The sequence below is a fragment of the Stenomitos rutilans genome (assembly GCF_059505485.1).
Genome location: NZ_JCACKR010000112.1, coordinates 13,569 through 26,388 on the forward strand (window position 1 = coordinate 13,569; position 12,820 = coordinate 26,388).

Annotated in this window: 16 protein-coding genes; 8 read left to right on the forward strand and 8 right to left on the reverse strand. The window is 48.2% G+C overall.

The window, feature by feature from the left end; translation table 11 throughout:
* Window positions 1-2 precede the first annotated feature (2 nt).
* On the forward strand, window positions 3-920 hold the full coding sequence (locus tag AC5JLP_RS22430; protein WP_496070182.1) for a hypothetical protein: 918 nt from the start codon (window positions 3-5) through the stop codon (window positions 918-920).
* Between the two features lie 54 nt (window positions 921-974).
* Here AC5JLP_RS22430 and AC5JLP_RS22435 read toward each other — a convergent pair whose 3' ends face one another.
* From AC5JLP_RS22435 to AC5JLP_RS22445, 3 genes are all read right to left on the reverse strand, one after another.
* On the reverse strand, window positions 975-2,162 hold the full coding sequence (locus AC5JLP_RS22435) for a PTPA-CTERM sorting domain-containing protein (protein ID WP_496070183.1): 1,188 nt from the start codon (window positions 2,160-2,162) through the stop codon (window positions 975-977).
* 228 nt (window positions 2,163-2,390) lie between these two features.
* On the reverse strand, window positions 2,391-2,654 hold the full coding sequence (locus AC5JLP_RS22440) for a hypothetical protein (RefSeq protein WP_496070184.1): 264 nt from the start codon (window positions 2,652-2,654) through the stop codon (window positions 2,391-2,393).
* The gene (locus AC5JLP_RS22445) at window positions 2,654-3,247 is read right to left on the reverse strand and encodes a nucleotide-binding protein (RefSeq protein ID WP_496070185.1); all 594 of its coding nucleotides are present in this window, start codon (window positions 3,245-3,247) and stop codon (window positions 2,654-2,656) included. The genes AC5JLP_RS22440 and AC5JLP_RS22445 overlap by 1 nt, the downstream gene beginning before the upstream one ends.
* Window positions 3,248-3,617: 370 nt before the next feature.
* Between AC5JLP_RS22445 and AC5JLP_RS22450 the strand changes: the two genes are divergently transcribed.
* Both AC5JLP_RS22450 and AC5JLP_RS22455 read left to right on the forward strand, forming a co-directional pair.
* Window positions 3,618-4,109, forward strand: a complete 492-nt coding sequence (locus AC5JLP_RS22450; RefSeq protein ID WP_496070186.1) for a hypothetical protein — start codon at window positions 3,618-3,620, stop codon at window positions 4,107-4,109.
* A 77-nt stretch (window positions 4,110-4,186) separates the two neighbouring features.
* Window positions 4,187-4,444, forward strand: coding sequence for a hypothetical protein (locus AC5JLP_RS22455; protein ID WP_496070187.1), 258 nt, complete (start codon window positions 4,187-4,189; stop codon window positions 4,442-4,444).
* Window positions 4,445-4,530: 86 nt separating this feature from the next.
* Here AC5JLP_RS22455 and AC5JLP_RS22460 read toward each other — a convergent pair whose 3' ends face one another.
* Complete coding sequence (locus AC5JLP_RS22460; RefSeq protein WP_496070188.1) at window positions 4,531-4,971, reverse strand: hypothetical protein; 441 nt, start codon at window positions 4,969-4,971, stop codon at window positions 4,531-4,533.
* Window positions 4,972-5,008: 37 nt separating this feature from the next.
* Window positions 5,009-5,911: a hypothetical protein gene (locus tag AC5JLP_RS22465; protein WP_496070189.1), complete on the reverse strand. Its 903-nt coding sequence runs from the start codon at window positions 5,909-5,911 to the stop codon at window positions 5,009-5,011.
* Between the two features lie 719 nt (window positions 5,912-6,630).
* Here AC5JLP_RS22465 and AC5JLP_RS22470 point away from each other — a divergent pair.
* Both AC5JLP_RS22470 and AC5JLP_RS22475 read left to right on the forward strand, forming a co-directional pair.
* The gene (locus AC5JLP_RS22470; RefSeq protein WP_496070190.1) at window positions 6,631-7,245 is read left to right on the forward strand and encodes a hypothetical protein; all 615 of its coding nucleotides are present in this window, start codon (window positions 6,631-6,633) and stop codon (window positions 7,243-7,245) included.
* 76 nt (window positions 7,246-7,321) lie between these two features.
* The gene (locus AC5JLP_RS22475) at window positions 7,322-7,975 is read left to right on the forward strand and encodes a hypothetical protein (protein ID WP_496070191.1); all 654 of its coding nucleotides are present in this window, start codon (window positions 7,322-7,324) and stop codon (window positions 7,973-7,975) included.
* A gap of 121 nt (window positions 7,976-8,096) precedes the next feature.
* Here AC5JLP_RS22475 and AC5JLP_RS22480 read toward each other — a convergent pair whose 3' ends face one another.
* The gene (locus AC5JLP_RS22480; RefSeq protein ID WP_496070192.1) at window positions 8,097-8,519 is read right to left on the reverse strand and encodes a DUF8583 domain-containing protein; all 423 of its coding nucleotides are present in this window, start codon (window positions 8,517-8,519) and stop codon (window positions 8,097-8,099) included.
* Between the two features lie 448 nt (window positions 8,520-8,967).
* Here AC5JLP_RS22480 and mobQ point away from each other — a divergent pair, with 448 nt between their 5' ends.
* The 3 genes from mobQ (at window position 8,968) to AC5JLP_RS22495 (ending at window position 11,720) form a co-directional block, all read left to right on the forward strand.
* A complete protein-coding gene (gene mobQ / locus AC5JLP_RS22485; RefSeq protein WP_496070193.1) occupies window positions 8,968-10,848 on the forward strand; it encodes a MobQ family relaxase in 1,881 nt (626 codons plus the stop codon).
* A 191-nt stretch (window positions 10,849-11,039) separates the two neighbouring features.
* The gene (locus AC5JLP_RS22490; RefSeq protein ID WP_496070194.1) at window positions 11,040-11,360 is read left to right on the forward strand and encodes a hypothetical protein; all 321 of its coding nucleotides are present in this window, start codon (window positions 11,040-11,042) and stop codon (window positions 11,358-11,360) included.
* 42 nt (window positions 11,361-11,402) lie between these two features.
* Window positions 11,403-11,720: a hypothetical protein gene (locus AC5JLP_RS22495; RefSeq protein WP_496070195.1), complete on the forward strand. Its 318-nt coding sequence runs from the start codon at window positions 11,403-11,405 to the stop codon at window positions 11,718-11,720.
* Window positions 11,721-12,056: 336 nt separating this feature from the next.
* Here the strand turns inward: AC5JLP_RS22495 and AC5JLP_RS22500 are convergent, their stop codons facing one another.
* Together AC5JLP_RS22500 and AC5JLP_RS22505 are read right to left on the reverse strand one after the other, a co-directional pair.
* Entirely contained in the window at window positions 12,057-12,347 is a 291-nt protein-coding gene (locus AC5JLP_RS22500; RefSeq protein ID WP_496070196.1) for a type II toxin-antitoxin system RelE/ParE family toxin, read from the reverse strand.
* A gap of 6 nt (window positions 12,348-12,353) precedes the next feature.
* Window positions 12,354-12,692 carry a hypothetical protein gene (locus AC5JLP_RS22505; RefSeq protein ID WP_496070197.1) on the reverse strand — a complete coding sequence of 113 codons (339 nt, stop codon included), beginning with the start codon at window positions 12,690-12,692 and terminating at the stop codon, window positions 12,354-12,356.
* Window positions 12,693-12,820 lie beyond the last annotated feature (128 nt).

The window sequence follows — 12,820 nt, forward strand, 5'->3', positions numbered from 1 at the left end:
AAATGACTGCTTTCGCAAGGATTACGGAACAGCATGATCAGCTTGCCCTTGAATTAACGCCCTGTGCCGGACACCTGTACCGCTGGCTTCTCAGGGCTGTCCCCGCAGGAAAGTCCCAGGAAGTCATACTGGATGAGTTTCAAACATGGGCAGGCTACAGCCTCAAGTGGGTAAAAATCGCCTTTGGTCAGCTCGTAGACTACGGTTTGGTTGAAGTGGTAAGGCGCTATTCAGGACGGATCTACAAGCTCATTGCTTGGCATCCAGGGCAGCAAACTTCTTTAAACAGGCAGGAATCTTCCTTTCACCAGCAGAAAACTTCCGAAAAAAGCCCCGCAAACCCGCATTCCTCGGTTCCCTCTAACAGAGAATTTCAAAGCAAACAGACAGAAGAACCCACCCACCACCCTGTTACAGAAAAACAGGATGAAAGCCACACAAGTCAGCCAGAAACGCAATACCCAGCGTATCAAGAATTATTAACAGAAGCCGAACAAACAGGCGTAAGGCTGAATCCACACCTCATCAAGGTGGTTGTTTCTGCAACAACCACAGCCGTCAAAGACGCGATCGCCGCCCTCAAGGAGCGGATGCAAAACGGACGGGTCAAAAACCCCGCTGGTTTCTTGCGCCAAGCCATAGAAAACCAATGGCAACCCAATAGCAGGCAAAACACTGCATTAGGCTCCAACAGCAGCGCTGGAAATGAAAAACAGCGCAGTGCCCCTCCTGGCTTCAACGAATGGTATGACCTAGCCAGCGCGATCGGGCTTGTCCGTGGCGCAACCATGCTGGACGGTGTGCAGTATGTTTACACCAACCTCGATAAGCAAGAAGTGTGGGAAGAGTTTAGCGGGATGTTTCCAATGACTGAACTCAAGGAATTTGTAAAACTGAAAAATAAAACCATAGAACCATAAAACCAGAATTCTGGTTTTATGGTTCTATGCAAGATGGACACTACTTAAGTAGAACTAGCAAAGCTGCTTTTGCTGTAACTGTTTGCGCTTGCGAAACATATTTAATCCAAAGCCAATAAGCCCTGGCAGTAAGGCAGGAGTCGGGACAGGAGTTGGATTGGACTCCCTTATCACATCAAAAACTTGTCCGGAATCAAACATAACCTTGAGATTGCTAACATCAACAGCATTAAACGACTGAGGAACAGTAATTGATGTCAACTTAAGGGTACTACCAAAATTTGAGCTAGCATTGGCATCGAATGGACTTGTTGCAGCAGAAGTTGTAAGACTACCAATCAAGAACCCCTTATCCTGAACTTGCCTAGTTAGCTGAACATTGGTGTTAAAGAAAAATTCTGTATCGAACCCTAGGTCAATGTCTGCACCTAACACTTTTCCCGCAGGAATATTTAATCTTGGTAGCCCAAAGCTTGAGATGGCGTTGATAATAGCACCATTTAAGAAAGAAGTTTCCGTTCTAAACTGTTCCAGAGGAATATCTGTTGTTAAAAACTTTCCTACTGTTGCAAATAGTGCTTTCTCTGCAGGGGTTTCACCGAGATCCTGAAAGTCTTCTGCTCGAATCTTCTCTCCTTCAACATTAACAGTTCCTTGAATATTGAGAACTGGTGTAACTCTTGCTCCCAAACGACCGCCATTACCAGTATCACCCAATGTTCCAGAGCTAAAAAATAGTGGAGCCTGCCTTCCTTGCAAGGTTAATGAGGAACTGCCTCCGACATTAGAAGAAGCAGTGTCTATGATGAGATATTGGAAATTAGCACTGGCTACGCTGCCCGTATTAGTGACATCAACACTGGCATTCAATCCTCCTGAAAGATTGAAATTGAACGTCAGAGGAATGAAGGCAGCGTTTGGGTTTCCAGCAAGGACATAATTAAGTCCAAATCCTGCGGAGGCACCCGCAGGAGTACTCAAGATAGAGTTTTCTGAATTTGCAAACGCCCTCAAGCTGGCGGTTGGTCCAGCGCTTGCAATAGCTGAACCGCCGCCGCCGCCAGCAGATGATGAGGCTGATGGATTCAATCCTACGTCTGTGACGATATTAGGTCCATCAATCAGGTTGACATATGAAGTTGCTGTTACGCTCGCGGCTTGAGCGGGAACAGCAACAGTGAAAAGTGATGCTGTGACTGTAGCTAGTGAACCTGCTGCAATAGCAAGTTGTTTGAAAGCCATGACTTCTCTCCTTCGTACATGAATTAACGTCTAATTACGAAGGTAGATGCATACGTATGCTTCTCAGTATTCTTACTGATTAAACTTGGTTAGACAATATTTGTTTAGGAACTTCACATCAGTTTTATAGTCTACGTGTAACTCTGGTGCTAGGCATGACAAAAGTTAGCGTAGACATAGTGGTTGGCTGTCCTGAGATGGGTGGCATAACAATGAGTGCTATTGTAGCTACTTCGGCGTACCAAACCTTTCTGTCAAGGCTTCAATAATCGCGGCTGTCATGCTAACGCCAATTCGTTTTGACTCTGCTGCCCAGTGGCGGCGCAATGATTCAGGCACCTTAATGGACAAATTCACATCTTTTTCCTTTTCAGCCACCAGCGCAACCTCTTGACTGGTCTTCTGGGTTTCTGGCTTGCCAGTATTCTGGTCTTCTGGTTGTTGCTCCGTTTCTCTGGCTTTGCGGATTAAATCGCCGAACTTACCACTCATTACAACATCTCCATGATTTCATTGCCCAGCGCAACGTAGTCTTGCCACGCATCTTTCAAACGGTGATCGGTTACGTCCCGAATGGGGACACCTGCCAGCGCTGCTTTGGGAAAACCAACCGTGCGCCGAATCATCGTTTTGAAGACAGGAACGCCGCCCTCTATCAGGTCTTTTTGCATCAACTCCCCTTCCCTGCTGGGCATTGGCGGAACGATCGTAAGCAGCGCTCTATATTTCGCGTCGCCTAAATCCCGCGCTGTCTCCAACATCGGCTCCAAACTTAAAACGTCTGGAGCCGTAGGCAAAATGAGCAGGTCGCATCCCTTAGCAAGCTCTTTCAAATCATCGGTATGGGGACGAGCCGGAGTATCAATCACGATGTACTCGCCATCTCCAATCATTTTCATGGCTTGCCGTTCATCTGCCACGGTAAAAGGCAAGTTGCCGCGCTCTGCCCATGCGATGGAAGTCCGATTCGGATCGCCGTCCACAAGAACGGTTTTGCCCTTGTCACTGAAATACGTTGCTAGGTGGATAGCGGTCGTGCTTTTCCCCACCCCACCTTTGTAGCCAGTCACCGTCAATATTTTCATCTGGTTTTCTCCCTTTCTGGTTTACCAGTATTCTGGCTTTCTGAACAAAGCTGCCAGAATACCAGAATACCAGACTTATGGTTTCTGGCTAAATGGTAAACCAGTTTTATTGCATTCCAGTTTTTCGGTATTCAGGTTTAACAGCAAACCAGAATACCAGAATACCAGTTTGCTAAGGGGACGTTGCCCCCTGGCGCAAGCAAGCCAACCTTTCAAGCTACGCATCGGCATCCCCAAGCTTCCGCACGGTGTTTGTGCAGCCTGGGCGATACCCCTTCCGCTGCTTCGGGCTTGCTTTTGCCTCCTCCACTCTCGCCGAGGGGCAGGGGTTCAGAACGCGATGTTCTCAACCCCTGAAAGGAAACTGAAAATGACCATCAATTACTTTATCAATACAAAAACCGTTGAAGCCATTAAGAGCCTGTACCGTACTCTTGCAATGCAACATCACCCCGACAGAGGCGGGAATGAGGACAGCATGAAAGAAATCAACCGCCAGTACCACGAAGCCTTGAAAAGCAGCGAGGGCAGGGTAGGTGAGAACAGCGAAAAACCCTATCGGTATAAAGAAGCGGTTGAAAATGAGATTATGAATAAGCTGCTAGAACTGCTGAAATTACGCTCACTAGAGATTGCCCTAATCGGTTACTGGATCTGGGTTTCTGGAGATACCAAAAGCAACCGCGCCGCTTTGAAGGATGCCGGATTGCAATGGCATAGCGAGCGCAAGCAATGGTACTACAAGCCAGCAGGTTGGAAGAAGAGCAAAAGGTCTAAAGGCAGCCTAGGTGAATTAGCGAAAAAGTACGGCTACCAAGGCTTTCAAACAGCAGATAGGGAAAATATTCCCACCACCGCTTAAGGATTGCTGCGGCAGAGCCTTCCAGAAAGCTGGTTTACAATAATACCAGCTTTCTGGTTTTCTGGCATACCAGTTTTTTGGCTATAAACCCCGGATCGAGAGAGGCTTTAGAAGGCTTGATTGTGATCGCGTTGGAAGGCGAATACAGCCTCAACTTGGAGCAAATCCGCCAGGACTATTATGTCTATGGGGATTGGTTCCCCTTCCAGGTAACGGTCGCGCTAGATGGCGCAACGATCAACCGCATCATTATTGAGGACGGCACATCCTGGCCTTTCTGGAAGGCTACCCGACAGGACTGGTTAAGCAGGCAAAATGGGCGATCGAACGGCTAGCGCGGTTGCTTTATACAACTGCTACCACTTGGCATTGCAAAGCTATGGATAGGGCTTGCTTTGATCGGGCATGACGGGCACTCACATTAAAGTACAAGAATTCGAGCAATAATGCCAACAACGCGAGCTAGAGTTTCAAAAAACTGAGTTGTTTTTTTCACACTTTCGATGTCAACCTTTAAAGCTTCGATTCCTTTTTCTAGCTCTCCTGAAAGTGTTTTAAATCGACCTGCAATTTTAGCAAATATTTCAGTTTCCAATTTTTCTCGCGTAATGCTAAGTTCTGCTCTATACTGGTCAAATTTTTTCCTTTCGTCTTCAGATTTGCCTGCAAAGGCACCTTCAACTTCATCAGAAAAGAGCTTTAATTCTTTCTCACGCAGATCTTTAAGGTCGCTGTCTAGCTTTTTCTTTAACTCATCAAACTCTGTGGATAGACGACCTTCAAAAGCAATTGATCTTCCAAAGACTGATAGTACTTCTTCCTCAAAGAATCCCTCAACAATTTTATCACGCTTTCTTGTCATCCTGAAGTTCCTCCACCATTAAAAATCGACTCTTGTACTAGTTCTTAAGTTGACTAGGTTTCAGTTTCTCAACCACCGAAACAAACGATTCAATGTCAGACAAAAGGGAGTTAAGTCTGCCTTGATTCAACTTTCCTTCAACAAAATCTTTGAAAACCTCGTTGAATTCACTCATCGCGCTACTAGCACTTTCTAACTCTGCTGCTGTTGCCTCCATCGTTAAAATAGTTCTTCTTTGAGTAATCCACCCGTCATCATCAATCGGACTAGAAGCACGAGCGTTGTTAACAGTAGTAGTTGAGACAAAGGGCTTAATAACAAAGCGTGATTCTTGCTGCTCTTTTATCACCTTTATGTCTTGTTGTAGCGATTCACTTAGTGCTAGAAGTAGTTCTTTCTGCGTGATAAATTCAAGATTGATTGTATCTTTACGCTTACTCAGTTCCTCGCCTAAGGCACCTCGAATTTGACCACTGACAACAAGACCAGCAATTCCTTGAATGGCTGCTTTATTCGTGATAAAGTCACTACCCCGCAATTTATTGCCAACCTTATTGAGGCTATCAACAGTGCTTCCAATTTCTTTTTGAACAGTTTCAGGCGCATTAGAAGATGCCAGTTGATTAATTAGGTCGAAATAACGCGCCAGAAGTTGATTATGTCTACGGATGTCCTCAAGAACAATGAGTCTCTCAATGTCAGCAGTAGTGCGCTTCTTGTAGTCCTCGATCGTTTGAGGTACAAAGGCACGACTTTTTAGCAGTAATTCGGAGCTTGCATCAAGCCTTTTGTTACCTGCAACTGTTAGTAGACTATCTAGAGCATTAGTATATGCTGTACCAGCCTCAGATAATTTTTGATACTCTTCAGTAGATCGACACCCGCCAGCGAAAGCTGTAACAAGAAGAGCTACTATGAGAAGCCTGTAACTTTTTGGCATGATTGATGCTTACTTGGACTCAGCACGGTTATAACATGTCGGTAATGTTACTAAGAATAAATTTATTTTACCTAAAGATTTACCAGTAATCGGGGTTAAACTCAGCGGAGCAGTCACTTTGAAGATTTTTATTTTTGTAAGCAAGCCGGGCAGGCGACCGTCCGGCTTAGTCTAACTCAACTCCTATCTGAATCGCGGTGTTGGAGTTCCTCCCGAGGCAAAAGCAGACTGTTTTCGATCTCAGTATGGACATAGGGTTTCTCCAAATGGCGTTTATTCAAGCCAAGGAATATCAATAAAAGCAGGCGGGTAAGTACTTACAGCATTAAACGCTAGGCGCTGTGCCCCATCCGGGATTCTTTCATAAAGTCATTGCTGTCGTGGCAACTTCCCGCAAGTGCGAAGCACCCTTTTTCTGAGTAGGGCGAAGCCCTGCGCCCCTGTGGTTGTCCAATTCCCGACGGCGACGCGCATTGCTGTCAACCGTTCATTCAGTAAATTCCAGGGCTAAGGGACGTTGCCCCTAGCGCACGCAAGCCAACCCTTCAGGCTACACAAAGGGGTATCCCCTATCTTCCTTCGCTGCGTTGCACTTGCTGCGTGCAGACAGGGTGATGCCCCACCCCCTTGTTACGGGCTTGCGTTTGCCTCCCCACTCTCGCCGAGGGGCAAGGGTTCAGAACGACGTTCTTAACCCTTTTCCAACACGAGCAAACCTTATGAAGACGCAAGACCCCCAGGACTTCCCGGCATTGTTTCAAGCGATCGCCGCCTACTTTCCAGACTGGACACTCGCTCTTGAGCTTCATTGTGATGCTGTTACTTTTACCCGCGAAGATGGTGCAGCCTTTGTATTGCGCCACAGTCGGTATAGTGAGCCGGAACGCCTGCGCGTTTACGGTAGATACCCAGAAACGAATGTTAGCCCGCGAAACGGCAATAAAAGACCCGAAATCAGCGTTTCACACCGCCGCCCACCAGAGGCGATCGCCAAAGACATCATCCGCCGTTTTTTAGGTGACTACATTCAGACCTTCAAGGCGGCGATCGTGGCAATCAAACACGAAGAGGACGCTACACGCGAGCGCGGCAAGAAAAACTTTGCCACGCTTACCGCTGTGTTTGCTGATTGCCTCGATCAGGTGCGGGTGTATGAGGCAAAAGACAACGCTTCTTTGTATGTGCCCACCAGCGCCACGGGCGGCGGGTTCAATGTGGATGTGGATGCATCCTACTTTTCACAAACGGTACGGCTGAAGTGTGACTGGTTGCCCATACCGATCGCCAAGCAGTTTCTTGAAGTCATTCGCGAGCTATTACCGCGCAATGCTTAAGCATCTTGAACAGGGCAGGGCTTGCTGTCCTGTCCTTTCTTATCCCCATCATCGCAAAACATGAAAGACCCACATTATGATGCTCCGCTCCCCCTACGCTTTTCCGCTACGCTCCCGTCAAGCGATTATTTCCTTTCTGACAAATAAAACGCCTAAGCGGTGCGCCTACTTCGGCAGGCATACCTATTACCCACTGGCGTGGAATATCAAGGTTTATAACAGCGACGAAACGGGGTGGAACAATGGCAACCCAGATTATTCCGTTACGTCTGAATACGATGCAGCATGGGAAGCGCACCTTGCGACCGTTGCCCATTGCCGCACCGGGGAGACCTTCCGAGACCTCTATTTTTCGGGAGCGTGCGAGGACGGCTTACGGTATTACCTCAATGGTTACGCAGGCGACTGCAAATTTACTATAGAAGGGCGATCCGGCGGCTGGCTCTGCATGACCCAGTGGATGGATACAACCCAATGGATGATAGATGCGACCATCAAAGGCGGCAATTCTACTGACTTTATCGAATACCTACAAACCCTACCTTTTAAGCGTCTGCGTGAACTATACCGCTTGGTTGTTAAACTTGACCGCGATATTCAGCCGGATGAAGAAGTTTCTTACCAATTCAACTTTCGGCGGTATTTATGGGAGCAAGAACACCGCGAAGAACAAGCGCAGCGCTATCCCGAAGCCGTGCCTGCAAATTTCACCGCAGGCGCATTTATCTAAGCCGAAGGCAGATAGGCAGAACCTTTGCCTATCTGCTTTCCCCTGTCACAGTGTCAGCGTAGAAAGTGAGTAAGCAAATAGCGAAAACCAGAAAGCTGGTATACCAGCTTTCTGGTTTTCGCTAAAAAAACTCTTTTTCCAATTCTGCCTGTTCCTGCCGTTCCACCAGTCGGGTTCGAGGAGCGGGCAGCGTTGGGGCAGTGCTCCCTATTTGCTGCGTTATGGCAGCGTTAGTTGTACTAGGGGCAGCGGGTTTCGCAGGCGGTTTGGGTGGGGACAGTTCGGTGTCGCCTGTCGCCGCTTTGAGGGGCAGACCAAACACCGCGCGATCTTGATCCCGGCTTAAAAAACCGTCCAGACCCGCCAGCAACGTTTCTTCAGAAAACTTCCCCTGATTGATCCATTCCAGCACCATTGCACCAGCAAGGATCTTCTTACGGGTATCAAGTTTGCGTTGCTGTTGTGACTCTTTGGATTTTTCTTGTCTAATCTGCTCTTTTAGCTGTTGCTGCTTTGTTAAGAGCTTTTCCAGTTTTCCTGACATACGCCCTCTCCCTAGTTGCCAGAATTTCAGTGAATTTATAGAAAATTATTCCGAATCTTTCAAGAAATTCAGGAAACCTTGTGAAGAAAGGAGCAACGGCAAGCCGCGTCAGCCGCAGGCTGCCCCTCGAACATTGAGCGCCAGCGAGGAGGTGAAGAGCGCACTTACACATCGCAAGCGATGTAAGTGCGGCAGGGGGGAACCCCCTGCACCCCTGCATTGCGCTCCCCAAGGAACGCAATGGTAGACCTGGCGTTTTCAAACTTGAAAACAGCAGGTTAGCGAGTTAATGTTCATTCGCTTTTGCTAGGGGCAGCACCTTTTTGTGAATGAACGTTTGACATTGCTTCGATTTAACAGGCTCAGGTTATCCGTTTTGTATTGCCGATGGCGCATGGTGCGGTTTAGGCTTTAGCACTTTTGCTTTCTTCTTTTTGCGATTCTGAAAATGGCGATTTACCATTTATCTGTTAGCAAAATTAAGCGCAGTGCCGGACGGACTGCAACGGGCGCTGCTGCGTATCGGGCAGCGCAAGAAATCCACGATGAGCGCACGGGACTTACCCATGACTACACCCGCAAGCGGGGTGTGTATGCCACGGAAATTCTAGTTCCTTCCGATGCTCCAATATGGATGCGCGATCGCGCCAGACTGTGGAATGGAGTTGAACACGCTGAGAAGCGCAAAGATGCAGAGCTGGCACGGGAAATAGACATCGCTCTACCCATTGAGCTTACCCATGACCAGAAAATGGAACTGGTTCGGCAGTATGTGCAAGAGCAATTCACCAGCAAAGGCATGATCGCGGACATTGCTTACCACGACCTGCACAAGAAAAATCCTCATGCTCATGTATTGCTGACCTTGCGGGAAATTAGGGCAGATGGGTTCGGTAACAAAAACCGAAGCTGGAATGAAAAAGCCCTGTTGCAGCAGTGGCGGGAAGCCTGGTCGCAGCACACAAACTGCGCCCTTGAGCAAGCAGCGCATGAGGCGCGGATCGACCACCGCAGCTTGGAGGAACAAGGCGTTGAGCGGCTACCCCAGATCCACTTGGGAGCCAAAGTGAACAAGATGCTAAAGCGCGATCTGCGTAACAACCTAGTCATCAGCACCGAACGGGGCGAGCAGTATCAGCGAATTGCCACCATCAACCGCGAACTGCAAGACATTGAACAGCAGATTGCCCAACAGCAGAACAATCACCGCCAAGGGGAGCAAAAGCCCGTGGCGGAGCCGCTGCATTCTGCTATTGAAAAAGACATGACCAAACAGCCTACACCGCCAGCACCGGGATTACAGCAGCCTAGCCTTGGCAAGGATGACACACCGCCCGTAAACCAGCGGCGCGATCGCACCTATCAAGGCATCACCCGCCAACTGCAAGGCATGGGTGCAGAGCAGTATGAAATAGGGTTAAGGGACAGCAAAACAGGCAAAATGCTAACCCGCACCTGGGCAAGCGACCAGGTTAAAAATTCGGTGCCTTGGCTAAAGCGGTTAAACAGCCAAGGTAGGGACGTATACATCCGCCCGTTGGGCAGCGCGGGGTTAATTCTGGTTGATGACCTGGACTTAGGCAGCTTTGAGCGCATGGGCAAGGACGGTCTTAAACCTGCCGCCATTACCCAAACCAGCCCAATGAACTATCAAGCCTGGGTGCGTCTCAGCGATCAACCTATTCCCAAAGAACAGGCAACCGCAGCAGCGAAGATCTTAGCCGAACGCTACGGCGGCGATCCTAATAGTGCGGACTGGCGGCATTTCGGGCGTTTAGCGGGCTTTACCAATCAGAAAGGCATCCACACCCGCGCCGACGGCAACCAACCCTACGTGCTGCTGGAAAGCTATCACGGCAAAATCGCCGTAAACGCCCAGAAATTGCTCACCGAAGCAGACAAGCGTCTGGAGGCTACCAAGGCACCAAAAGAGAACCAGGCACCATCAGAAAGCCATCAAAAAGCCGCCGCGACCCCTTCCGAAAAACAACGGGCAGACACCACGTTCCAAAGATTTTACCAGCGCCATACAAACCATCACCCGAACGAAGACGCAAGCCGAATGGATTGGGCGGTGTGTAAGCAACTGGCGAAGCTGGGCTTTAGCGCGGATGCGATCAAACACGCCTTAAGCGAGACCAGCCCCAACCTGCACGAGCGCAAAGCGGGGCACGTCGATGACTATGTTAACCGAACAGTCGATAAAGTCCTGCTAGACCCCGAAGTTATTGCCGCCAAAGCGAAACGGGAACAAGAGCAACAGGCGCAGACATCAAACCCAGAGCCGCATATCCTCAAGCAGCAAATAGACCGGGAACAGGAGCGATAGAAGGCTTTTGCTAAAGAAGTTGAGCTTGACTCAACCCCACTTATGTCGGATCAAAACTACAGCAGCTTGTTTATGTGAATGCAATGTAAAGATACTGCTATTTTGACGCTTAACGCTTAACACAGCATATCTTGGGATCAATGCTCTAGTATATATTTAACTTCCCTTCTGTTGCTCCAGTAGGAGAATTTATGCCAATTGGGTATTCAACGCCTATCTCTGCTCCCATTGGGGTAATAGCTGGAATTGTTGGTGGATATTGTGCCGAAAAAGTTGCTAAAGCAATGGACTGCCCCGAATTAGTTTGTAGATTGGCTGGTGGTGCAGGCAATTTCGTCTCTTCTGCCGCCGTTGCAGGCGTGGTCAATTCTGCTGTCGGCGATGTAGGTGTAGGTTACGCAGCAACAATTACTCAATCTACTGTAACTGGCGCTGCTCATGCTGTGTTAGGTAGCTTTTCCTTTCAGCATCTTTTACTAAGAGGTGCAATAGAGGTGCTTAAACACGCCTAAGCCTAATGCTCTTACTTCAGACAACATATTATAAGCTTTGGTATGACTCAGGCTGCCGCAGATACTCAGCGTATAGATCTACGTTTTAGCGCTACAAAGTGGGTTTGGGGCTTATCAGTTCTGAGTCTGCTTTTATGTGTACCTCTCATAGAGATTACAAAAAGTGGCGTTATACTTCCATGTCTCATCATAGCTACTTCTGGATTTAGTAGTATTGCTATCTGGATAGCTGGTAAGCCCTCAGAGAATCGGCTATCAGAGCAAATTGGCTATTTGCAAAGACGTATAGAAATCTTAGAAGCAGTTGCCTGTTCTGAAGGGCTAGAAGCTAACTTTAAAGTTTTGAACAAGGAGCGTTAGAGCTAATTTCTAATTGTTATCATTTTTCTTTACTAATTGAGTTGAGTTCTTAAGGATGTATCAAATTGTGGGAATCTCCTTGCTTGCATCATTTTTCGGTGACGGTAACATCTGCTTGTGGGATTGTCCAACTTACAATGGCTCCGGTTGGGGACAGCTAATAACTGGTGGACTAATTGTGTTTGTGTGTCTGCGACCACAGCTACTACAGCAGGTTTGGCAAAGATTGCGTCATTCTCTGGAAGAAGCGGATAAGTTATGAAAGATATTGGTCTTGGAGTTAAGTTAAACCTCAACAGGTGGGGTGATTGTTTTTGCTAGAGTTCACCTCAACTCCTACAAAGCGCGATCTTCCCGCCCGTCATAGACTTCAAGAATGATCACCGTGTCTTCCTCAACCCTGTAATGCAGGATGTACCCGTATTTGCCAAAAAATACCCTGACCCAGCGGATATGGGGTCGGCTTCGCAAGACTGTTCCTCTATAAGGCGACGTTTGTAGGCTTTCCCCAGCTTCTAGGATTGCCTGGACAGCGCGAATTGCTGCTGGCTGATTTTTGGCGCTAAGAAACTCATAATGACGGAAGACATCCTGCGATGCTTCCTCAAGCCAGGTGACCGCATACATAAACGATTACTGCTTTGTCGCAAGGCTGGCAGCCCAGGTCTTCATCTCGTCGTGCGAAACAGTACGACCTGTTTGCTGATAACGCTCCCAGCGCTGATCGAGCCGTTGCAAGCGCTGGTCTTTGGTTAATGGTTCAAAACCGATCGCGTTGTCAATGTCTGCGTCTTCATCTTGAACAGAAAGCGCAGCACGGCTTTCTGCCAATTTTTGTTCCAATACAGTTAGGTGACGATCCGTTTCGTCTACCTCTCCCAGCCATGCCAAAATCGCGGCATTCAGAGAGCCAATATCCCCAGAAGCCTCAATAGCCTCCATGTGACGAAAAATCTGCTCTCTAATGCTCATGGTATCTCCGATACGGGCGAAACAGGAGGAAGTATACACCAGTCTAACCAAATCCTGAAGGGAAAAGCGTTGCTACGACGCGCTCAAAGCATACACCTTTCCAATGAGGCATCCCGCAAGCATTGCGG